This is a genomic window from Chryseobacterium bernardetii, assembly GCF_003815975.1.
Classification (GTDB): Bacteria; Bacteroidota; Bacteroidia; order Flavobacteriales; family Weeksellaceae; genus Chryseobacterium; species Chryseobacterium bernardetii.
This window is the reverse complement of the sequence record NZ_CP033932.1, coordinates 1,873,823-1,895,933: the sequence shown is the minus strand read 5'-3', so window position 1 is coordinate 1,895,933 and position 22,111 is coordinate 1,873,823. Positions and strand designations below refer to the sequence as shown.

22 protein-coding genes are annotated in these 22,111 nt (G+C 32.3%); 6 read left to right on the top strand and 16 right to left on the bottom strand.

Translation table 11 applies throughout. The features are described 5' to 3' along the window. Positions 1–11: 11 nt before the first annotated feature. The 9 genes from ruvA to EG339_RS24215 form a co-directional block, all read right to left on the bottom strand. Positions 12–596, bottom strand: coding sequence for a Holliday junction branch migration protein RuvA (gene ruvA / locus EG339_RS08745; RefSeq protein ID WP_123869858.1), 585 nt, complete (start codon positions 594–596; stop codon positions 12–14). A gap of 82 nt (positions 597–678) precedes the next feature. Then, positions 679–1,482, bottom strand: a complete 804-nt coding sequence (locus tag EG339_RS08740) for a GLPGLI family protein (protein ID WP_123869857.1) — start codon at positions 1,480–1,482, stop codon at positions 679–681. Further along, the gene (locus tag EG339_RS08735) at positions 1,482–2,144 is read right to left on the bottom strand and encodes a hypothetical protein (RefSeq protein WP_123869856.1); all 663 of its coding nucleotides are present in this window, start codon (positions 2,142–2,144) and stop codon (positions 1,482–1,484) included. Before EG339_RS08735 ends, EG339_RS08740 begins: the two co-directional genes overlap by 1 nt. Before the next feature lies 1 nt (position 2,145). Continuing rightward, complete coding sequence (locus EG339_RS08730; RefSeq protein ID WP_123869855.1) at positions 2,146–2,991, bottom strand: vitamin K epoxide reductase family protein; 846 nt, start codon at positions 2,989–2,991, stop codon at positions 2,146–2,148. Positions 2,992–3,002: 11 nt separating this feature from the next. Continuing rightward, positions 3,003–3,602 (bottom strand): hypothetical protein, encoded by a 600-nt coding sequence (locus EG339_RS08725; protein WP_123869854.1) that lies wholly within the window; start codon positions 3,600–3,602, stop codon positions 3,003–3,005. Positions 3,603–3,608: 6 nt separating this feature from the next. Continuing rightward, complete coding sequence (locus EG339_RS08720; protein ID WP_123869853.1) at positions 3,609–4,607, bottom strand: hypothetical protein; 999 nt, start codon at positions 4,605–4,607, stop codon at positions 3,609–3,611. Further along, positions 4,582–4,782, bottom strand: a complete 201-nt coding sequence (locus EG339_RS08715; protein ID WP_066692788.1) for a hypothetical protein — start codon at positions 4,780–4,782, stop codon at positions 4,582–4,584. The genes EG339_RS08720 and EG339_RS08715 overlap by 26 nt, the downstream gene beginning before the upstream one ends. After that, positions 4,779–5,744, bottom strand: coding sequence for a grasp-with-spasm system ATP-grasp peptide maturase (gene gwsG, locus EG339_RS08710; RefSeq protein WP_123869852.1), 966 nt, complete (start codon positions 5,742–5,744; stop codon positions 4,779–4,781). The genes EG339_RS08715 and gwsG overlap by 4 nt, the downstream gene beginning before the upstream one ends. Positions 5,745–5,826: 82 nt before the next feature. After that, a complete protein-coding gene (locus EG339_RS24215; protein WP_164466424.1) occupies positions 5,827–5,979 on the bottom strand; it encodes a hypothetical protein in 153 nt (50 codons plus the stop codon). Positions 5,980–6,171: 192 nt separating this feature from the next. Between EG339_RS24215 and EG339_RS08705 the strand changes: the two genes are divergently transcribed. Beyond that, positions 6,172–6,534, top strand: a complete 363-nt coding sequence (locus tag EG339_RS08705) for a helix-turn-helix domain-containing protein (protein WP_123869851.1) — start codon at positions 6,172–6,174, stop codon at positions 6,532–6,534. 60 nt (positions 6,535–6,594) lie between these two features. On the opposite strand, the gene EG339_RS08700 is transcribed toward EG339_RS08705, so the two are convergent. The 3 genes from EG339_RS08700 to EG339_RS08690 form a co-directional block, all read right to left on the bottom strand. Then, positions 6,595–8,880: an NADP-dependent malic enzyme gene (locus EG339_RS08700; RefSeq protein WP_123869850.1), complete on the bottom strand. Its 2,286-nt coding sequence runs from the start codon at positions 8,878–8,880 to the stop codon at positions 6,595–6,597. A gap of 15 nt (positions 8,881–8,895) precedes the next feature. Next, positions 8,896–9,747 (bottom strand): BadF/BadG/BcrA/BcrD ATPase family protein, encoded by an 852-nt coding sequence (locus EG339_RS08695; RefSeq protein WP_123869849.1) that lies wholly within the window; start codon positions 9,745–9,747, stop codon positions 8,896–8,898. An 84-nt stretch (positions 9,748–9,831) separates the two neighbouring features. After that, a complete protein-coding gene (locus EG339_RS08690) occupies positions 9,832–10,095 on the bottom strand; it encodes a hypothetical protein (RefSeq protein ID WP_123869848.1) in 264 nt (87 codons plus the stop codon). A 364-nt stretch (positions 10,096–10,459) separates the two neighbouring features. On the opposite strand from EG339_RS08690, the gene EG339_RS08685 reads away from it, so the two are divergent. The 4 genes from EG339_RS08685 to EG339_RS08670 all read left to right on the top strand — a co-directional run bounded on the left by EG339_RS08685 (position 10,460) and on the right by EG339_RS08670 (position 14,186). Beyond that, the gene (locus tag EG339_RS08685) at positions 10,460–10,918 is read left to right on the top strand and encodes a GtrA family protein (protein WP_123869847.1); all 459 of its coding nucleotides are present in this window, start codon (positions 10,460–10,462) and stop codon (positions 10,916–10,918) included. Between the two features lie 3 nt (positions 10,919–10,921). Then, a complete protein-coding gene (locus tag EG339_RS08680) occupies positions 10,922–11,659 on the top strand; it encodes a lysophospholipid acyltransferase family protein (RefSeq protein ID WP_123869846.1) in 738 nt (245 codons plus the stop codon). Positions 11,660–11,689: 30 nt separating this feature from the next. Next, entirely contained in the window at positions 11,690–13,135 is a 1,446-nt protein-coding gene (locus EG339_RS08675; RefSeq protein ID WP_123869845.1) for an MFS transporter, read from the top strand. 91 nt (positions 13,136–13,226) lie between these two features. Beyond that, on the top strand, positions 13,227–14,186 hold the full coding sequence (locus EG339_RS08670) for a DUF3810 domain-containing protein (protein ID WP_228459727.1): 960 nt from the start codon (positions 13,227–13,229) through the stop codon (positions 14,184–14,186). A 503-nt stretch (positions 14,187–14,689) separates the two neighbouring features. Here EG339_RS08670 and EG339_RS08665 read toward each other — a convergent pair. The 4 genes from EG339_RS08665 to EG339_RS24210 are packed head-to-tail and all read right to left on the bottom strand — an operon-like array spanning position 14,690 to position 20,093. After that, positions 14,690–15,526 carry a thiopeptide-type bacteriocin biosynthesis protein gene (locus EG339_RS08665; protein ID WP_228459726.1) on the bottom strand — a complete coding sequence of 279 codons (837 nt, stop codon included), beginning with the start codon at positions 15,524–15,526 and terminating at the stop codon, positions 14,690–14,692. A gap of 6 nt (positions 15,527–15,532) precedes the next feature. Next, positions 15,533–17,731, bottom strand: coding sequence for a lantibiotic dehydratase family protein (locus EG339_RS08660; RefSeq protein WP_123869842.1), 2,199 nt, complete (start codon positions 17,729–17,731; stop codon positions 15,533–15,535). Then, complete coding sequence (locus tag EG339_RS08655) at positions 17,732–19,909, bottom strand: prolyl oligopeptidase family serine peptidase (RefSeq protein ID WP_123869841.1); 2,178 nt, start codon at positions 19,907–19,909, stop codon at positions 17,732–17,734. Between the two features lie 10 nt (positions 19,910–19,919). Next, on the bottom strand, positions 19,920–20,093 hold the full coding sequence (locus tag EG339_RS24210) for a hypothetical protein (protein WP_164466423.1): 174 nt from the start codon (positions 20,091–20,093) through the stop codon (positions 19,920–19,922). A 203-nt stretch (positions 20,094–20,296) separates the two neighbouring features. Here EG339_RS24210 and EG339_RS08650 point away from each other — a divergent pair, with 203 nt between their 5' ends. Beyond that, positions 20,297–22,036, top strand: coding sequence for an AraC family transcriptional regulator (locus tag EG339_RS08650; protein WP_123869840.1), 1,740 nt, complete (start codon positions 20,297–20,299; stop codon positions 22,034–22,036). Positions 22,037–22,111: the final 75 nt, after the last annotated feature.

Here is a 22,111-nt window from a genome sequence, read left to right as displayed (position 1 = left end):
GCCACCAAATGTTAAATGTTTTTTAAAATTTGTTTAACCAATTCTTCAACCGAGAGATCTGGATTTTGTTTTAAGATCCTATCCGCCATCTTCTCACTTGTTCGCTTAGGAATCCCTAAAACTTCTAATGCAGATAACGATTCTTCCTTGATTTTATTATTTACCAGCGACGAAATATTCTCCGCTGGACCACTGAATTTCTGCACTTTATCTTTAAGATCAACAATAATTCTTTCTGCTGTTTTAGCTCCGATTCCTTTGGCTTTCTGAATCAGCGCACTGTTTCCTGAAAGGATTGCAGAAGCAATCTCATCAAGGCTTAATGTGGATAAAAGAATAAGGGCTGAAACAGCACCTACTCCATTAACGCTTATTAACAGATTGAACATCTCTTTTTCTGAACGAGTGTTAAAACCGAACAGAAGATGCGCATCTTCACGGATGATCTGCTGGATAAATAAAACAGTTTGTTGATTTAAAGTAAGTGTTTGTGAGGTCATTAAGCTGATCCCCACATAGTAGCCAACGCCTTGTACATTGATTACTGCATAGGTAGGTGTAAGTTCTTGAACAGTACCTTGTAAAGAAAATATCATTATTAATTTTTGAAACTCCCCAAATATAAAAATTTAACCTCCAAATACAGCATTAAAGGTTAAAATAAATTGTATTTAACAACTATGGATATTTGATGGCTTCTGATAAATCTATCGGATTATTGTTTTTTTTCAGGAAAGATTGTGTATTCTTTGTCATTTCCCTAAAATCAGGTTCTATGTCATTTCCCTTTTCATCCTTAAATTTTGCTTTCACATTTCCCGATCTCATTTCCCGGAACGGATCATTATAATAATTTATCCATATCTTTTTAAGATTGGTTCTTGAAATTTCCATTGCCTTAGCATCCATATGTTCAGTTCCTATCTTGTAAAAGTCTTTTTTCAATCCTGAAAAGGAGAACTCATAAGAGTTACCGGTATCTTTCATTTCCACGACAAGTCCTGGTAAGCCTTTAAAAATATAAGGTCCTTCCTGAACGGGAATATCCTGAGTAAACCATGCCTCCCATTCTCTTCCTTTGTACTTCAGCATTGCTTTCTGACAATTATAACCGTATTTTTTGGCAATATCTTTTTCAATTTTCCAATCGAGTTTTATAGGTTCTGTAATTTTGTATACATCCGTTAATACATGGTAATACTTTATTCCTCTATTTTGTTTATCCTTGACTACGAAAAAATCAGGATCTCCCACCGCGAAACCTCTAAATCCTGTGCTTCTTAAAGAATCTACTTCATATTGTTTTTCCGATAAAAATTTTGACTCTCCATTTTGAATCAGCAGAACCATTTTTTTTGTTATTTTTTCGGCACTTAATGAGTCACTTTTATAGTTCAGGGTGTAATTTATTCTCATCTCCTGTGAGTACAGATTTTGAACCAATGAGAGTAACGCAAACGTTATCAATAATTTAAAATTCATTATCTATTATTTTCTATAATTCCTTCTATATGATAATATAAATCTTGTTTTTCAAATTCAGAAGGATACATAAACCCATTGATAAAAACAGAGGGTGTAGAAACAATTTCATTATGAAAAAAACACTCATTTGAAATTGTGACATTTTCACGATCTTCTTTCTGGTCATACTCTTCCGGAATTTTCCACGGATCAAGATTTTTATTTTCAAACCAAAAGTTTAATGCCTTCAAAAACTCTTGCTCTCCTTTTTGTAAAAAAATATAATGTAGAACATACAGGAAGGTATTTTTATCTTCCAAAGATTGTTTTTTAAAAAATATATTTATCCTTATCTCATCTTCAAAAGCAAATAATATTCTATCAATTATTTCACAGATATCTTTGCACATTTTACAGTAGAGACTTGTAAATATTGTTAATTCTAAAGAACTCTCCTTATTGCCCAAAACAATTAACGGTTCAGGTAACACTTTCTTTTCCTGCTTATATAAGGTATTCACAAAAACATCATAGTTTCTGACAGTTCTGGTTTTTATGACAAGCTGGTTTTTAACTTTTTCATTTTCTTTTAAATAATTTCTAATCCATAACCATAAAATAAAAATAAGCAAATAGAAAAGACCATATATAAACAGATTAACCAAGGGAACTAAATTCATATCAGAGGAATAAAATATAGGTTTGCAAAAGAAGAAGAGTAATTATTCCAATACACACGGGACAAACTTTCTTTATTCTGAAAAACTGATAAAAAAGAGAATATCCTACGATAGGAACAATAATAATTAGTAAGATTTTCTGCATAGTAATAAAAGTAATCGTATCCAGATATAAAACACTGATGATATTGGTAAAGAAATAAACAAGGCTGTAATCCCCAAAACCGGAAATAAAACTTCTGTTCTTTTCTTCTTCCGAAAATGAACAGTCTGTATAAGTTCCGGAACATACTTTATTCATTACAGGGCTTTCAATTCCAAACACTTTTCTTAATGAAAGTACAGACAACAGAAAACCACACAGTGATAAAAAAAGATAAATAAAACGGAATATATTCATCTGATAATAGCTGTATATTAGTAAAGCTACTATAATAATGCTTACAAAAAGCATCCTGTACCCTCGCTTTTTTTTCTTTACTGGAAAAGTCACAGGTTCATCAAGCAGAACAACAATATTATTCCATTTCAAAAGAAAATCTTTTTCGGACATTTTATGCTTTCCGCTAATGAGATATCCTCCACTTATTTTCTCAACAAATGTAAACTCCTGCTTATGATCTGTAAATTCTATAAATGTCATAAAATCTTCAGGAAGTTCATTGATCTCAGAATTATCTATTTCAATTGCGTAATTAGAAATTTTATTAACATTCAAAGCACTTACTATTGACAGTAAGCTTGGAAATGCAGGATGAGAATTGACCTGATATGAAAATTCTTTTTTGTCTAAGTAAATATCTTTTTTCTCAAGATACTTTAAGATATTGGATATACTTTCAACCATATTTCTACAGTTTATTGAAAGTCTACTGCACTTTTATCCCACAAATTACTGTTGAGATTAAAAAACAGGGTATTGACTTCACGATGAAATTTTTTGTTCTGAGGGTCTTCTTCATCCGGATTGTTCAGATTAACAAACCTTATAACCCCACCTTCAGATTTTCTGTAAATATCTACAACATTAAACTTTTCTGAACGATATGTATACAAAGCTCCGTTTCCTAAATCAACATCCGGCATTCTATCATAGCTTTTTTTAACATCCTCTAATGAAATCCCTTCATAATAAAAGCCTAACAAATTATTATAAATACTCATGTTAGTATACATAAACAGAAACTGTTCATTGAATGGCTTCTTAAATTTTGAATTAAGAATACGGCTTACTTCTTTTGTAGTAAAGAAAATGTATTTTTTATTTACTGTATTGTAATGATAGTCTGCATAAGTAGTAAATGGTATAGCTTCATGAGCAAACTTTAAGGTATGGGTATTATTTCCGTCTTCATTTTTTATTGCAGGAGTATGTTTCAGATAATAATAATTTTTACAGCTTTGCATTATAAAGCCAAAAAAGAATAATATCCAACATCCAATTAATTTTTTACTCATGGTTTCTTAATTTAGTTCTGCATTATGTGGATCATAATTACATTTCATAACGTAGCCATTCTCGGTTTTGAAAGGAACCTGAACCACTGTACAGCATAATCTGAATTCACAGATATTACAGGGGGCAATATGCTCCTTTTTGATATTCCAGACTTTTGCCAGCTCGGGAATAGTTTTTCTTGTTATTTCTTCGAATGAATTCGTGATATTACCATAACTTAATGTATCGGTTATATTAAATTTAATATTCCCGTATTCATCTACAAATACCGTTTTATATAATGATAAATTGTAATTTCTTGCAATATTGTAAGCTGTCATGTTAATATCAACAGTATTAATACTAAATTTAGGTAAAAATATCTTATCATCTCCTGCTGTTATAAAAACACTGGTCACTTCATTATTAACAGTTACCTTTGCTTTGGGTGAGTTAAAAAGGTATACGGTCTTTAGCCTGTTATTCTTATATAATTTTTTATCAACTTTCTGATAAGGCATTGAAAACGAAATATTCGTTACTCTGGAATAATCCAATGAGTACAGAATATGATTTATTTCTTCCATACAATCAGGATCATTAATATGGACATGTAGTCTTTTCACTCCAAGTTCATTAACATTCTTAACCACCTGGTTCCAATTATCTTTAATCAGATTTGAATGAGTTATTGTGACAAACTGTATAGCAGAAGTATCCTCATTGATACTTTGGGCTGATAATTCCGGAAAAAACTCTTTATCAGAATAAAAAATAAATTCATTCTTTTCTAAGAAATCCAGGTATGTTAATACCATTTCATCTGTTTCAAATTCTTTAAGAACAGAGTTTAGCTTTTTATTTTTTATATAGTCTAAAAAATCGATCATCGTATTGGGTACAAATTCAATATCTTCTCTCTGAAGATCATATATTGCGCCTCTTTCATGGCCTTTAACAGGGATACAGCATGAAAATACATGGATATATTTCTCTTTATTATTCTGTAGATATGTTAATTCCATCTTTATATATTCTTAAACAATAGATTTCTGACTGGTGAATATTGGTATGAGCTAGTCTGAAGGGGCGGTCTCTTTTTATTTTAGAGACATCCATAGGAGTTATATGTGAAAAAATAGCAGGAAGCAGTTCTTTCTTTTTCTCATATCCAAGTTCTTTTAATAATGTTTTTTTCATGTATTCATTTCTTTTAAGCAGATGGCCACTTCATAATGAAGATTATAATTACATGGCAACGATGTCATTCTGAATTGCCCTGAAGGATTTACCTCCAGGAAATAATATTGCCCGTCTTTTCCTTTTATAATATCCAATGAGCCCGTATCAAGCCCTAAAGCTTTCATTAGCTCACAGATCTTTGCGTCAATTTCCTGAGGTAGAGCGTAAGGAATCATTCTGTTGGGTTTACTATAATTATAGTGTCTGTAATCTACACCTGTCTGGGCATCCCGCTGTGAAAAAATAGCCATAGGATAATTTACTCCGTTTAAATGAAAGATCCTAAGCTCATATTCCTTCTCTATCTTCTCCTGAAATAGACTTGGAAAAAAATTTTTGTACCGGGCCATTGTCTTATGGTTAACTTCTTTTGTTAGAAAGAAAAATATTTTATCTTTAACATTAACCACAGTTCCGTCTTTTATGGATTTTGTAATGTATGATTCATTTGGATTTAATGATCCTGTGGTATTAGTAATGGTGGTCTTCGGAATATTAAGTCCAAGTTTCTGAGATGCTATGAGAGCACTGATTTTATTTATTTTTTTGATATTTAAATAATGGTTGAGCCATTTTTTTTCTTTCAAAAAATCAAAAAAAAGATCTAAAGTAGTAGTATATTCCAACTTTAAGTACTCTAACATCTCAATATTGGTTTCGCCCTGAAAATTAGGTTTAAATTTATCGAAGAATCCAAATTTTCTGAACCAAACACATTTTACATCAGATAAATCTGTCTTTTCAAAATAGATACTCTCTACAAACAGCTTAGGCTCCGGTGACAGTTCATAATGCATTTTTATTTTGCCATTAAACAAATCAAGATCATTTATTCTTAAACATTTTTCACCCAAGACAGCCAAATGCTCCATCACAATATTGGTATCATCGTCATTTGGCGTTGATAAAATTAGAATCATATTTACAAATTACTAGATAATAGATAAAGGAAGACTCTTTATAGGATAAAGAGTCTTCAGTTTTTTTTAAAAGATCAGTGGACTAGTCACATCCATCATTAGTACCGCCTCCGCCTTTTGTAATAGTAAGTGTTTCCAATACATGCGGATCATCCATTGTACCTGTTCCTCCACATGGACCAGCTAATCCTAAATCTGATGATATTGATTTTTGACCGGCCATAATACTTTTCATGTTGCCTAATTTTTTCCCCTTAAGGTTTTCTAGTTTTTTCATAGGTTAAATTTTAGTTTGTTTTTGTCACTATTGACATTGGTGAAGATACAAATAACAAAATCACCAAATAAAGAAATAATATGCATTTTTTCTGTAATTTCCTTGCAAATAATTTACAAATTATGCACATTTGTAAAAAACATAAAGACAATGGAGACGCATGAAAAATTAAAAAACCTGAGAAGGCAAAAGGGATTATCTCAGGTACAAATGGGGAAAATCATAGGAACAGACGCCTCTAATTATTCACGAAAAGAACGGGGCGAGGTTAAAATTTATGACGATGAATGGAAAAAGCTTGCGAAAGCACTGGAAGTATCTCTGGAAAGTATTAAAAGTAATGGTATAAAACATCCTCTTTCATCTGAAAACAGCTTACCAACATCTAGTATTACCTACTCTCAAATTCCGGATTTCATTTTAGAAACCCAGAAAAAATATATTGAAAGATTAGAGAAGGAAAACGAAAAACTTTTAGAAGAAAATAATAAGTTAAAAAAGAGCAAAAAGTAAACTGAATAAAAAAGCATCTTATAGTAAGATGCTTTTTTTATGATTTTTATAGTAAGTAAATTACTTTTTCTCTCTTCTTTGCGCGTCAAGAACGGCAATAGTTGCAAGGTTAACGATCTCATCTACGCTTGAACGCATCTGAAGAACGTGTACCGGCTGCTTTAACCCCATCAGGATTGGCCCGATTACCTGTGCTACTTTCATTCCTCTCAGAATTTTATAAGAAAGATTGGCACTTTCAAGATTCGGGAATATGAATGTGTTTGCCGGAGTTGTTCCTAGTTTTGAGAAAGGATAATCGCTCAGGTGATCTGCATTCATTGCAAAATCCGGCTGTATTTCACCGTCAACAATCATTTTAGGATATTTCTCATGAAGGATATTTACTGCTTTAGCTACTTTTTTAGAAGTTTCTGAAATTGCAGCAAAGTTTTCGAATCCTAGCATCGCAATTCTAGGTTCAATAGCAAAAGATTTCACTGTAAATTCTGCCATTTTAGCAATATTTACAAGGTCTTCCGCTGTAGGGTTTTGGTTAATGGATGTATCTGCGAAGAAAATAGGTTTCTTTTCAGAAAGGATCATCATCATTGCAGCTACTTTATCTACGCCCTTATCTTTTTCTATTACTTCTAAAACAGGACGTAATACGGAAGTATAATTTTTAGAGAATCCTACGATAAGCCCGTCAGTATCCCCATGTTTCAGCATTAAAGGTCCGAAATAGTCTCTTTGGCGAACATATCTCTTAGCCTTATATTCATTCATCCCTTTTCTCTGACGAAGCTTCCAGAGTGTTTCTCTGTATTTCTTTCTGTTTTCTTTCTGGTCATCGTCACTTGGATCAATGATTGGAATATCCAGGTTAATCCCATAACGCTCCATCTGTTCCTTGATGTACTTTTTATCCCCTAAAAGGCTTGGGTATGCAATTCCTTCTTCATAAAGAATCTGTGCAGCTTTTAATACATTATATTCTTCAGCATTTCCAAGGGTAATTCTCTTCGGATTAGATTTTGCACGGCTTTGCATCATTCTTACCAGCCTCTCATCTCTGCCCATTCTGTCTAGCAGCTGATTTTCATATTCTTCAAAATCAGTAATTGTTTTTCTTGCTATACCACTTTCCATAGCTGCTTTTGCAACAGCACTTGATACTTTTGTAATCAATCTGTTGTCAAAAGGTTTTGGGATGAAATATTCTCTTCCAAACTGCAGGTTCTGAACGTTATAAGCAAGAATTACCGCTTCAGGTACCGGTTCTTTTGCGAGGTCCGCAATAGCATGCACTGCGGCAAGCTTCATTTCTTCATTAATTCCTGTTGCCTGAACATCCAGTGCACCACGGAAGATATAAGGGAATCCTAATACATTGTTTACCTGGTTAGGAAAATCACTTCTACCTGTTGCCATGATAACATCTTTGCGGGTTGCAAGAGCAAGGTCATAAGCAATTTCAGGATCTGGATTAGCCAGGGCAAATACGATAGGATTTTCGTTCATGCTTAACAACATTTCAGGAGTCATCACATTTCCTTTAGATAACCCTACGAAAACATCAGATCCTTTTACAGCATCTTCTAATGTTTCAATATCTGTCTGAGCAATGAAGTCTAATTTTTCAGGAGTAAGGTTTTGTCTCTTATGATTAATTACTCCTTTACTGTCGCACATCAGGACATTTTCTTTTCTCAATCCTAATGAAATATAAAGTTTGGTACAGGCAATTGCAGCTGCTCCGGCTCCATTCACCACCATTTTTACATCTTCAATATTCTTATTAGCAATCTGTAATGAATTGATTAATGCTGCTGCAGAAATAATTGCTGTTCCGTGCTGATCATCATGCATTAAAGGAATATTCAATTCTTCTTTCAGTCTTTGCTCTATATAGAAAGCTTCAGGAGCTTTGATGTCTTCAAGGTTGATTCCTCCAAATGTAGGAGCAATTCCTTTTACAATTTCAATGAATTTATCCGGATCTTTTTCATCAATCTCAATATCGAAAACGTTAATATCAGCGAAAATCTTGAACAAAAGCCCTTTCCCCTCCATTACAGGTTTTGATGCTTCTGCACCAATATCTCCCAATCCAAGTACTGCAGTACCGTTAGAAATTACAGCTACTAGGTTACCTTTTCCGGTGTAATCGTATACAGTTTCCGGCTTGTTGTGGATTTCCATACAAGGAACAGCTACTCCGGGAGAATAAGCCAATGATAAATCTCTTTGAGATGAATGCGGCTTGGATGGTATAACTTCAATTTTCCCTTTGGGTTCTGTTTTATGATAATCTAACGCGGCCTGACTAAAGTTCTTTTCATCGCGATTGTTGTTACTTGACATACGTTTTATTTTTTGTTAGAGTATATATTTAATGTGGTAATCTACTAAGCTTTCAATTGGTTTCTGAACTACATGTCCCACATTTAAATTAAGTTCTTCTGCTACAGAGCGTACAATATTTTCATAATAATAAGCAATGGAGCCAATAAAGTTGATCTCAGCATCATGGGCTTCCCGATAAGGCATAACCTGGTATTCGAAGAAACTTTTCATTTCTTCGGAAACCATGTTCACAAAGTAAGGATGATCCTTCCTTTCCACAACAAATTTATTGAAATCAGCCAAATAAGCATTTGGTCTTGGAGCATGATACATGTGTTTCAATGCATCTTCTATGGTAAGTTTATAAACTGCTTCAAATTCATGATGAAGATCTGCAGGGAGTTTTTTCATGAAATATCTGCGTACAAGCTGTTTTCCTATGGCACTTCCACTTCCCTCGTCTCCCATCAGGAACCCAAGGGATGGCAATTCAATCTTCACATCTTTACCATCAAAATAACATGAGTTTGACCCTGTGCCTAAAATACACACAATTGCAGGGTTCCCTTTATAGGCAGCATAAGCAGCGGCCATCAGATCTTCCTTAACTATGATTTCAGATTTATCAAATACTTTCTTAAGTTCGGTCTCGATGGTTTCGCGGTTTTTTTCTACCCCACATCCGGAGCCATAAAAAAATACTTTGGTGATCGAATTCTTTACCAACATCAGGTTGCTGTTCTTCTGTATTTCGGGAGTGATAAGTTCTCTGTTGATAAAATTTGGATTGAATCCAATGGTTTCGGTTTTCAGAAAAACCTTTTTGAAATCATCAAGAATTACCCAATCTGATTTAGTAGAACCACTATCTACAATAGCAACCATATTTTAGATTTTAATTTAAGGGTGCTAAATTATGAATTTATCTTCAATTAGCATTTAAAACAATCTGGAAGCTGTCTAAAATCATTAATGTTTAATCTCAGTTTTTTTTTCATTGAATTGCAGAAGCCAATCTTCAATTTCATCCTCCAGATAGGATGCCTGCAGCACCATAGCATTGATAAAATCATCCGGAACAGGTTCTCCACTGGAGTTTTCAAGATTCCAAAGTTCATTGGACATATTTTCATATTCAGAATACACTCGTTTGAAGCGGGAGTTTTCTTTCTCGAGAGCTTCAATATTTTTCTGTTGAAGCTGGAATTTTCTGTATTTGTTTTGACGTTTCATACAAATATTATTATCAATTGGTCATAAAAAATTAGAGTAGTATGCTTTCAACTGGGCATTACAAGATAGAAAAAACCATTAACACAAGGATTTGAAAATGAATTTATTATCAGGTTATAGTGACATCATTCTGCTTATTAAAATTAGAAATAATTTTTATTTAAAAAAATATTTTAACAACTTTTTTCAGTGTTTAACATATAGTTATAAATTTGCATATTCATATTGTAAAGCATCCTGATTTAAAATAATTGAAAATCATTACAAATACTTAGGATAGCAGGGATAACCGTTTGTTTTTCTTATAAAACATTCTAATATCCAATACAGTAAAAGATTTATTTTCAGTTTTTATATTAATTAAATGAAAGAAATACTTATACGCCAGAAACAGGTTTTGTTCTTCATTATTGCAGGAGGATTAAGTGCCATTGTTGAGATTGGCAGTTTCAAAATATTCAGCACTTACCTGCCTCACTTCTTTGCAAGAGAAACTAACTTTTATGGTGTACACTATCCTTTAAGTAATATTTTTTCTACCAGCTGCGGAATCATCAGCAATTACTTTCTGAGCATCTGGTTTGTTTTTGAAAGAGGGAAACATTCTAAAAAGAGAGAGTTTGCTTATTTCATGGCGGTATCATTTATTTCTACTTTACTGAGTCTTGGCTTTTTTCAGGTATTTTACAGTTTTATATTTAAAGATAATATCAATTTAATTTTTTATACCTTGAGCCCGGAAATGATAAGCAAGATTGCTGCAATCCTGTTGGTTTCCATTCTTAATTATTCGGTAAAAAAGAAAGTAATTTTTAACGGTTAAACTGTGGCAAAAATTTTAAATTATCTCTGGAGGTTTTGGTTGTTGTTATTAGCATTTGTTCTAACAATCACTCTTGGGATTCCCGTTTATATTTTATCCTTTAATAAAAAGCATTATCGGCATGCGTATAAATTTATCCGGCTATGGTGCTTTGGCATGTTTTACGGAATGGGCTTCCGATATGACCTTATTAAACTTTCTGAACAAGAAAAAGACAAAACCAAAGAGTATGTTTTCATCTCAAATCATACTTCAATTATGGACATCATGCTGACCTGTATTCTTTTTCCGCACCATCCAATCTGTTTTGTTGGAAAAAAGGAGCTTGTTAAGATCCCTATTTTCGGGACGATTTACAAAAGGGTATGTGTGATGGTAGACAGGGCAAGCGCAAGAAGCCGTGCTGATGTGTACCGCAGATGTGCTGAAAAGATGGAGGAGGGCAACAGCATTGCCATTTTTCCTGAAGGAGGTGTGCCGGATGACACTTCCATTATTCTGGATGATTTTAAGGATGGAGCTTTTATGCTGTCTTCAAAACATCAATCTCCTATTGCTGTTTATACCTTTATTGGCCTCAAGGAAATGTTCCCTTTTGAAAATTCAAAAGGCTATCCGGGAAGAGTAAAGGTATATTTTAATGGAATTATTGAACCTACTGATTCGCCTAAAGACCTAAAGGCAGAGGCTTATGAGGAAATAAAAAATACCTTAATCAGGTATTCCGTTGAAAGTAAATAGTTATATTTGTTTGTGAAATCTATAATAAATATGTCAAATTATTCTAAACAAACCAATTGGGCCCAATTCATTCCGTTGGTTACTGTATTCTTCTTTTGGGGATTTGTAGCAGCCAGCAATGATATTCTGATCCCGGTTTTTCAAAAAGCCTTTAATTTATCTCAAAAAGAGAGTATGCTTGTGCAGATATGCTTTTATGTAGCGTATACTGTAGGTTCTTTAATTTATATGCTTGTGTCAAAGAGCCTTAAACAGGATTTGATCAACAAAATCGGGTACAAAAACGGTCTTATTGTAGGACTTTTGATTTCTGCATTGGGAACCCTGCTGTTCTACCCTGCTGCCAATATGCATTCTTTCCCGTTAATGATCTCCGGATTATTTATTGTAGGTTTAGGATTCTCTCTCCAGCAGATTGTTGCCAATCCCCTCGCTATTGAGGTAGGTCCTACTGAAACGGGATCACAGAGACTAACAATGGCTGGAGGAATCAATAACCTGGGAACTACTATCGGACCGCTTATTGTTTCATTTGCCATTTTCGGATCTGCAAGTGCAGCCAATACAGAAGCAAGTATAGAAAGCGTAAAAGTTCCTTATCTTATTTTAGGAGCTGCTTTTGCTCTTGTAGCTTTAATGCTTAAATTTTCTTCACTTCCTGCAATCACTCCAACAAACGCTGAAAATACTGATGATATCATTCCGGGAGAACACAGAACTTCTGCATTCCAGTATCCTCAATTGGTTATGGGAATGATTGCTATCTTCGTCTACGTAGGAGTAGAAGTTTCTACAGCAAGTAACCTTCCCGCTTATATGGAAAAAAGCCTTGGGTTTGAAACGAAAGAAGTAGCGCCGTATATTTCATTATACTGGGCTTCATTAATGATTGGCCGTTGGACAGGTGCTGTAGAAGCATTTGACGTGAATGCCGGCTTCAAAAAAATCTTGAGATTCCTTGCTCCTTATCTGGCGTTCGGTGTATTTTTATTGGTAAACGCTATTGCCAACCATGATCTTTCTCCGTTCTATGTATATGGATTTATCATTGTTGCTATGATCATCTGTGATATTTTAAGTAAAGGAAACCCGGCAAGAATGCTTTTAATCTTTTCCGTGGCAGGAATTGCTGCATTACTTATCGGTATGTTTACGACCGGAATGGTATCTGTGTATGCATTTACCAGCGTAGGCCTTTTCTGTTCTACTTTATGGCCATGTATCTTTGCACTGGCCATCAACGGACTTGGAAAGCATACTAACCAGGGATCCGGATATCTGATTATGATGATTATGGGCGGGGGTATCGTAAGCTATATACAAGGATATATTGCTGATATTACAAATATTCACTTCAGTTATATCGTAGGGGTTATTTGTTTTGCTTATCTTGCATTCTATGCGATCCGTGTGAGTGGAATCTTAAAAGCCCAAGGCATTGATCTTGATAAAATATCTAAAGGCAGTGGTCATTAATATAACAAAGACAATATATAAGAAGAAAAGATTTTGGGCAGGTGTATTACTTGCCCAATTTCTTTTATTTTATAGCTTCTCAAAATCCAAAATGATGATTTCTTTTTTTGAAAGTTTTTTTGAACTTCAGAAAAAAGCTCATCAGATGCTGTTCAGCTGGATTCCCTTTTCTGTTGGAGATTTAGTTTATATTGTGGTAAGCATTTTTCTTTTATATTTTTTAACAGCTTTATTCAGAAAGCAGCAGAGACATCATGCGATGATGAAGATACTGATTTTCATCAATGCCTTTTATTTCATTTATCAGGTGTTTTGGGGAATGCTGTATTTCCAGACTCCTGTTATTAAAAAACTTTCCAGCCAGGATAGTCCTGACATGAATAAAGCGAAGAAGCTGGCCTTACAATACCTGGAAAAATGTAAACTTACCCGTACATTGGTACACGAAGATCACAATGGAATATTTATAGTTACCAATCTGCAAGCGGTACAACAGGAAATCCTACTCCAGCAAACACAGCTTCCGCAATATATATCGGATAAAAAAGCAACTCAGATTTCTGCCATTAAACCAAGCTTATTTAAAAAAGTAATGAACTTTACCGGCATATTAGGATATTATAATCCTTTTACCGCAGAAGCTCAGTATAATTCTGAATTACCACATACCTTCATCCCTTTTACAACAGCTCATGAAAGCTCTCACCAGCTTGGATTTGCCAGAGAACAGGAAGCTAATTTTATCGGGTATCTGATGGGAATTCATTCCAGTAATCCGGATTTAAAATACAGCACTGAATACTTCACTCTAAAAAGCCTTTTGAGATTTATAGTTGAAGAAGATCCTGAATTTGTAAAATCTATTATCCGAAATTATTCTCCTGGAATGAGAAGAGACCGCGCTTATGAAAAAAGCTTCATATCCAGACATCAGGGTTGGCTGGATGACTTCTTTGGATATACCAACAATTTGTTCCTAAAGAGTAATCAACAGGAAGGTTCAGTTACCTATTCCTACTTTATTGATCTTCTTCTCAACTATGAAAAATAGACATAAAAAAGAATCGTATCAGGCGATACGATTCTAAAAACACAAATGATGAAAAAAAATTTATTACCTTGACTTGTTCCCTCATTCAAGGCGATGTAAAAGTACGACATATTTTATAAATACAAAAACATTTTTCCCCTTTTTTAAAACTTTATGAAAACTTTATGATTTTTTAAGTTTTTTTGAGTTTGACAGGCACCAGCATGAATTATAGCCACACCTAATATACACCATTAAAACAATAACAAAATCTAATTTTAACTACGAAAAGCGCAAAAAAAATAAAACATTTGTTTAAATATAAAATAATTAATTTGCCTCCTATTTTAAGAAAGAAAAAATTAGAGTTATTCTTCTCACAACTAAAAAAACTCCAACATTCTACTTCTTAATATTGTTCAATTTTTAATATGACTTTTTTATAAAGATTGAACTTTATTTAAGTTAAATCAATAATTTAAAAATGGTATTAGCATTCATACTATATAATAAATATTATAATGTTATAACATTTTATTACTTTTAAAAACAAGGGTTTTATAGTACCTGAACAAATAATCGTAGATAATCATTTCAAACAGTCGCTGGTTTGAGATAAACATTCTGTTAATGTGCATATGAGATACACTGGAAAAGAAACTCTGAAGTGAATTCGAATGATGTTTTATATGCTGCAGGATTTCTTTAGAGTCATTAATATTATCCAGAATAAAGTCTCTAAAAGGAGCATAATCATCTGATTCGAGAAACTCCAGGTATTTATCAATAAATGTTCTATATTTTTTATCCAACTGATTATTCAAGTTCTTATCTGCGTTGAATTCCTGTTTGAAAGCATGATTACTACTTTTTATCCAGTTTACTCTTTCCTGAATGGTTGATCCAAGGCATTCTAATATCTGATCAATATAATAGAGAGAGATTATAATTTTTTCTTCATCATCAAAGTGAATATATTCATAAAGTATACTCTCACTGCTCTTCCAAAATAAAAACTCAGCTTCTTCCATTGTTTCTTCTCCATACCGCTCAATTTCCCGTTGGTAGGTATCCAATATAAACTCTGATATTTCCCCAGAGTTTATATATTGCTCCAAATAATCATTTATTAATAAAAGAACTTTATTAAAATACTTAAGGTCTGAAAGCTCAAACCTAAGGCGAAGATGAATCCCTGGGTCATTATAACGGATAAAAAACCATTTTTTTATTAAATTTTGTTTATGAAGTTGTTGTAATAAAGGTATTAATGCCTCTTCCAAAATAATATCTGCCGTTTTTACACCTGTATAAATTTTAACATACAACCACTCACTTCCGGGAATAAATTTTCTCTTCATTAACATTCATTTTAATTTATACATTGGAAAAACAAATTCATGTTTAAAGTCCTCATTCTCATGAAACAAAAACTCTTCTACCATGATTGTTTTCCTCTTCTTAACTGTCTGAATAAAAAGTGTAGCCATATCATAATTTTCCAGGCTTAAGGTTAAAGTATTATCTGCCTCTACCCATTGTATCCATACAGGCATTTTTCTTTTATCTCTCCAATTTTTTAATTCAGATAAAAAAAGATCTTTATCTAAAATCAAGTGTTCTAAAAAGGCAATATCTTTATCTGATATCTTCCAGGAAGCTTTGGCCAGGATGATATTTTTATACTCTACTCTTGGCAGAAATTTATAAATATCTTTCAGTCCACCCCAATCAAAATGTAAGCTTTTTCTTATTTCATGGGAATAAAGATCTGAAAGAAAGTGATAAACCGGCAAGGTATTATGAAAATAATTATGTGCATTTGTCAAATATGGCCTTACCTCTTTATTCAATCTTTTGGATCTTAAAACAAATCTATTATTTTGCAATGAAATATAAAGATCATCTAAGGTAATTTGATTTTCTTCCGGCAAAACAGATTGCGCCATATAAGGAATTTCATAATTTCTTATTGTAGGCCTTCTAATCACATTCCCTATTCTTGCTTCAGGCAAATGAATGACTTCTGCTAAAATATATTCAGGGTTGAGAGATTTTTCTTTATCCGCAATCATTTTTGTCAGCTTATGTACTTCAGACTTTTCAGAACAGAATCTTCCTAATAATGTTGCTGCACTGTTTGTTGTACTCCCATTTAAGAATAATTTTTCCTCATTATTATCTGATACAATCTCTGTCAGAAAAGAGATTGTATCGGGCATGTCATCCCAGTTTTCCTCTACCCCAAAATCACCATCCGACAATTCAATCTTGTATAAATTTTCCAATAAAGCTTCCTGTAATTTTTCATTAAGAATCTTTTGAACCGAATTAAGTTCAATATTCATACTTTGATATTTTTCAGAAGATGGAAGTATTAAGCTATCCAAATAAGGATGAATTCCTTTTAATGAGGAGTTTTGTTTATAATCAATACCAATTTCAGAGTCAAGAACATATTGTAAACCTATTTCTTCTTCTTCAAATCTTCTATTAAAAGCTTTTTTAAATTTTTCTAAACGGGTATTTTTTTGAGCTAAGGTTATTTTATTTAAAAAGCTAAAGGCTGTTTTGAGCTCTTTTTTCCAATAGGATGATAAGGTGGCTTTACCTTTATGATATAGATCCGTTTGAAATAGATATTTCCGCTCATATTCTATTTCAAAAAATGCAATGAGTTTTTCAATTTCTGCATAAACTGAAATCGAGTTACCAATATTTTGATCTACTTCATAAAGTTTGTTTTTTATAGAAATTAAAATATTGGCTTCATTTACCTGAATCCTTTGTAAAACAGAAATCAGAATATCTAAAAAATCACCTCCTGAAACATTAGGTTCAATTTCGCTGGTAAGAACCTGATTATCGATCAGCTCTTCTATAAATTCTAAAGCTTCTTCTTGGGTTATTTCTTCTGTGATCAGCATCTCTGCAAGTTCCTGTATGGTCTTTCCTTGTTTTGAAAACTTCAATACATGTTGTAACTCTTCAGAAAGAGGAGCCGAGGAGATGATATAATCTCTTTTCCCCCCTATATATTGATATTCTATATAGCGGATTTTGGTACCTACTTTATAAATAGTATTATTAGGAAAAAACAAAAGCTTATTTCTTATTTCCTTCTTTTTTACAAAATGCTGAGCCAATGACACAAGAAAATACATATCTAGCTTCGTATCCCGAACTAAATAATCTTTATATAAATTATCTTCATACTCTCTCCCCTCACAGTTTTTATGAAATTCTCCTAAACCAACTCCAGAAAATAAGCCGAATGGTGTACAACGGGTACTCATCCGGCTATAATATTTTAATAAGGTATGTTTTAATTTTTGGTGTTCTTTTTGTGAAAGTTGCTTTTCTGCACTCAACCATTTTATAATTTCATCATGCAAAAAAGGAGAAGCCAAGTAAAGTGCTTCCAGAAAAACCGGATGATCAGCAAATTTACTTTTTAATTCTTCATCTGAAATTCCAGCCTTATATACCCCAAGAAATTTTTTACATGAAAATAAAGGGGTACGTACAATATATTCTTCGAAAAATTGATAGGGAAAACGAGACATCTATTTTTTAATTTCTTCTTTTGGCTGATAGTCGGGATGCCCTAATTGCCATAATGCAAATTCAAACATGTCTCCTATGTTAGCATATCGCTGTGCAATAGGTACATTAGCTGCATGCCCGCCATCAAAATCTATCTTCAATAAAACAGGATTGTCTGAAGCGCTATCTGCTATTAATTTAGCGGCAAATTTTGTAGGCATCCAGGGAGTTACCCGCTGATCGTTCATTCCTCCGGTTATGAATGTTGCAGGATATTGTACTCCTTTTTTGATATGTTGGTAAGCATCCATTTCCAGCAATCCTTTAAATTCTTCAGGATCTTTTGCTGATCCAAATTCTTTTGGCTGACTGTTAACTGTAGCTTCATCCCTAAGTATATTCATTGCTCCTACTTCTGCAATCACAACTTTAAAAAGGTCTGGTCTTTCGGTCATTGCCCGCCCAACAGTAATTCCTCCTGCGCTTGCACCCCAGATAGCTACTTTTTCTTTTGAAGTATATTTTTCATTAATTAAATATTCTGTGCAATCAATTAAATCTCTCCATGTATTAGGCTTTGTTGCTTTAAAGCCCGCTAATCTCCATTGATCGCCCTTTTCACCACCACCTCTTACATGAGCGATGGCAACCATCCCTCCTTGATTGACCCACAATAAATAAGTTTTAGCAAAAAAAGGAGTACTGGACAATCCATAAGATCCATAGCTGTCAATTAACAATGGATTTTGCCCATTCTTAATAATATCTTTATTATAGATTAAGGAAACAGGAACTTCTTCACCATCCCTGGCTTTTACTGTAATTTCTTTAACTACAATATTTTTAAATTCTGGATATTCTGCAATAGGAGCAAGATTTTCCGGTCTGAAAGTATTTGTTTTTAAATTATATTTAAAACGTTGTTCATCATTTGCCCAGCCTGAGCATGTAATCCATACATCAGAAGATTTTTCATCATTAATTTCTAACTCAATATTTCCTGAAGGAAAAGGAAGTTGAATCGGATTATCTTTTCCTTCATTATATAAATATAATTTAGCTTCTACCCCATTCTTTGTTGTTGTATAATAAATACCATCTTTAGTAATCCGATAGCTTTTAATGATTTCGTCTTTTTTTTCAGGGACTAAAACTTCTCCATTTTTAAAATCAGGATTTTTAATACTGGTTTTACAAAGTTTAACAAAAGGGGAATTATAGCTTGACTGAAAAATAATCTGATCTTTTATTATATCTAAATTTTTTGCCTTATCACTTGGGTCAGAAAGTGGTTTCCAATTATTTTTCCCTTCTAATAAATCCTTTTTCCTGATGATATAAGTTTTTCTATAAGTTTGATAATCTACTACCATTCCTATATAATAATCCTGCTCCAGATCAAAATTTAAAATCATTGGAAATTGATCGCTAGTTATATTTAACTCGGGATTATTTTTAGCTGAAAAAACTTCACGGATGGTATTAGGATCTGTACCTATTCTATAGTGAACGGTACGTGTATTTCTGTAAAAATCCTTGGATTTGGGATCAGTCACCGAAAATGCTACATAGAAAAAACCAGTATTATCATCAGTCCATCTTATTCCGTCGAAAGTAGCTGGCGCTCCGTTAGTAATAATCTCAGGATGAATGTATTTTGTTTTAACATCCATAATAATTACATCTGCTATTTCATTTCCTTTTTCAGACATGGAAATAGCAATCTTACTACCATCCCAGCTTGGACTTATATAATTGATAACAAAATTGTGATGGGGTTCAGAACTTTTGTAATGAACGGGATCATAAAGTAGTTCTTCTTTTCCCGAAAATCCGTTTCGATAATACAATTTATCTACTTTCTCATCACCTTTTTTCTTTAAATAAAAATATTTATTATTAGCTGATATCTTTAAATGAGATATAGAATTACCCTGTCTTTTATCAATCTCCAGTCTTTTCTGTAAATAATAATCCTTTTTAGGAATCAGCTCAAGAACAGATTTTGTATAAGCTGTTTGAGACCTCATCCAATTCAGAGTCTGAGGATCATCTACATTTTCTAAATTTCTATATTCATCAACAATATTAGTTTCAAAATACTTATCAGTAACAGGTTTGGATGGAGCTAAATTTGTTTTTTGAGCGTTAATATAAACAGATAATGAACAGATAATAACAAATATTCTTATTCTCATTCTTTAGGAATTATTTACCACTCGCAGTTTGTAAAGGTGTAGGAATAGGATCATCATTCCCATCATTAAAACCAAATTGAGCTGCTTCACCTCCTGCTCCACGAATGATTCTCATTTGATTTACTTTCATGATTTGCATCTTTTTTAAAGATAACTTCTTTTCTTCAATTTTTTTCTTTTTCATGTTAGTTTATATTATGAATTTACCCTACAAAGAAAGTAATATTTTTCATATTACATTAAGCCTTAAACTATAGATTTATAAATTGGTAGAACAAAAAAATACACTTAAAACATTATAAATCAATAAATTAAACTTAAAATTGCTTTTTTACTATCATATATTTTTTTGAATTAAAAAATGTAAATTTGTGATGTATTTAAAAGATGATGAGAGTTAAAGCCTTTTTTTTATTTATTTTTTTCAGCAACTTACTTTATACACAGAATAAAATAAGTGATAGCTTAAAAACATATAGCTATAAAGAATTAAAAAATAAATTTTATACCTATTATGAGAATATAAAGATTGAACAGTCAAAGGTTATAGCTCAATATTATCTTCAAAAAGCTAAAAAAGAACAGAATACCGTTCAAATAGCAGACGCATATGTTCTTATTCATTTCAATGAAAATTTTTCAAATGCTATAAAATATCTTGATAGCGCTGCAACAATTACAAAAAACTTAAAAGGAACAATTTATCCCTCTCAGACTTACTTAATGAAGGGTAATCTTTATTATAAACACGATAATTTAAAATACGCCTTAGATAATTACATTTTAGGTTTACAACACTCAAAAGCTCAAAAAGACAAGAAACAAATCGCATATGCAAATATGAATATTGCCTATTTGAATAGCTATATGGGCAAAAATGCTGATGCTGCCAAAACATTCAGATATTATTTATATAATGGAGATGATATTACAGATGAATCTCAACATAACCAAATGCGTATAAGCCTGATATATTGTTACATTGAACTTAATAAATTGGACTCTGCTAATATCCTGATCAATGAGGGGTTAAAAACCCCTTTGGTTTCCGAAAATAAATATGTTCATAATCAGTATATTTATTACTTAGGTGCATATTATTTAAAGCAGAAAAAGTATGATGTTGCACTTAAAAATTTTTTAACTGCTTATCAATATTTTTCAGGTATTCCAGACCACAATGTGACCTATACTCTATTAAATATTGGCAAATCTTATGAAGGGTTAAAAGATAAGGAAAAAGCAGTAAAGAATTACGCAAAAATGGATTCCATTATTGCAAAAAGCAGTTATACATTTCCCGAATTAAGAGATGTATATACTTTTCTTATTGATTATTACAAGGAAAACAACAATAAAGAAAAACAGCTTTATTATATTGAACGCTTTTTAAAAGTAGATCAAAAATTAGATGAACAGTTTAAATATCTTTCTACAGAAATACCTAGAAAATATGACACTCCCAATCTTTTACAGGAAAAAGAAAATATCATTGAGGAATTAAAATTTAGAAAAAAGGTACTCTACATTTCTCTAGGCATACTTTTATTAATACTCTTATTCATTATATATTTATACTATAGATCCAAAAAAACAGAAAAGGAACAAAGAAAAATTGCACAGGATTTAATTAGTCTGGTTGAAAAGAGAAATATTGAAGAAAAAAATGCAGAGGAAAAAAATAAGGCTAACGATATTGAAATAGCTCCGAAAGCAATTCCTGAACAGGAAGAGCAAAATGATAAAACCTCTAAAACCATATCTGAAGAAGTTACTCAATTTATTTTACAAGAGTTGAGAATATTTGAATCCAAGGAACTTTTCTTAAAAAAAGGTATCACATTAGCCAGCCTAGCAAAAAATATAAAAACAAATACTGCTTATTTATCAGAAATAATCAATACTCATAAAGGAAAAAACTTTGCAGCATACCTTAACGATCTTCGAATTGATTTTGCCTTAAATAGATTGGTAAAAGATAAAAAATTCCGTTCCTATAAGTTATCTGTTATTGCAGAAGAGCTAGGATATAATAATGAACAAGCATTTTCTTTAGCTTTTAAGAAGAAAACCGGTACTACACTCTCAATGTACATCAAAGAAATTGATAATTTAAGCGATTTTTAAAATAACCACAAAAAATTGTTTTACAAATAGTTAATCCATTTATTTTTATAAATTCATGTAGTAAATTTATAAATC

Coding starts and splice junctions, on each gene's coding strand:
- ruvA (WP_123869858.1), bottom strand. CDS start 596: ATGATATTTTCTTTACAAGGTACTGTTCAAGAACTTACACCTACCTAT.
- EG339_RS08740 (WP_123869857.1), bottom strand. CDS start 1,482: ATGAATTTTAAATTATTGATAACGTTTGCGTTACTCTCATTGGTTCAA.
- EG339_RS08735 (WP_123869856.1), bottom strand. CDS start 2,144: ATGAATTTAGTTCCCTTGGTTAATCTGTTTATATATGGTCTTTTCTAT.
- EG339_RS08730 (WP_123869855.1), bottom strand. CDS start 2,991: ATGGTTGAAAGTATATCCAATATCTTAAAGTATCTTGAGAAAAAAGAT.
- EG339_RS08725 (WP_123869854.1), bottom strand. CDS start 3,602: ATGAGTAAAAAATTAATTGGATGTTGGATATTATTCTTTTTTGGCTTT.
- EG339_RS08720 (WP_123869853.1), bottom strand. CDS start 4,607: ATGGAATTAACATATCTACAGAATAATAAAGAGAAATATATCCATGTA.
- EG339_RS08715 (WP_066692788.1), bottom strand. CDS start 4,782: ATGAAAAAAACATTATTAAAAGAACTTGGATATGAGAAAAAGAAAGAA.
- gwsG (WP_123869852.1), bottom strand. CDS start 5,744: ATGATTCTAATTTTATCAACGCCAAATGACGATGATACCAATATTGTG.
- EG339_RS24215 (WP_164466424.1), bottom strand. CDS start 5,979: ATGAAAAGTATTATGGCCGGTCAAAAATCAATATCATCAGATTTAGGA.
- EG339_RS08705 (WP_123869851.1), top strand. CDS start 6,172: ATGGAGACGCATGAAAAATTAAAAAACCTGAGAAGGCAAAAGGGATTA.
- EG339_RS08700 (WP_123869850.1), bottom strand. CDS start 8,880: ATGTCAAGTAACAACAATCGCGATGAAAAGAACTTTAGTCAGGCCGCG.
- EG339_RS08695 (WP_123869849.1), bottom strand. CDS start 9,747: ATGGTTGCTATTGTAGATAGTGGTTCTACTAAATCAGATTGGGTAATT.
- EG339_RS08690 (WP_123869848.1), bottom strand. CDS start 10,095: ATGAAACGTCAAAACAAATACAGAAAATTCCAGCTTCAACAGAAAAAT.
- EG339_RS08685 (WP_123869847.1), top strand. CDS start 10,460: ATGAAAGAAATACTTATACGCCAGAAACAGGTTTTGTTCTTCATTATT.
- EG339_RS08675 (WP_123869845.1), top strand. CDS start 11,690: ATGTCAAATTATTCTAAACAAACCAATTGGGCCCAATTCATTCCGTTG.
- EG339_RS08670 (WP_228459727.1), top strand. CDS start 13,227: ATGATGATTTCTTTTTTTGAAAGTTTTTTTGAACTTCAGAAAAAAGCT.
- EG339_RS08665 (WP_228459726.1), bottom strand. CDS start 15,526: ATGAAGAGAAAATTTATTCCCGGAAGTGAGTGGTTGTATGTTAAAATT.
- EG339_RS08660 (WP_123869842.1), bottom strand. CDS start 17,731: ATGTCTCGTTTTCCCTATCAATTTTTCGAAGAATATATTGTACGTACC.
- EG339_RS08655 (WP_123869841.1), bottom strand. CDS start 19,909: ATGAGAATAAGAATATTTGTTATTATCTGTTCATTATCTGTTTATATT.
- EG339_RS24210 (WP_164466423.1), bottom strand. CDS start 20,093: ATGAAAAAGAAAAAAATTGAAGAAAAGAAGTTATCTTTAAAAAAGATG.
- EG339_RS08650 (WP_123869840.1), top strand. CDS start 20,297: ATGATGAGAGTTAAAGCCTTTTTTTTATTTATTTTTTTCAGCAACTTA.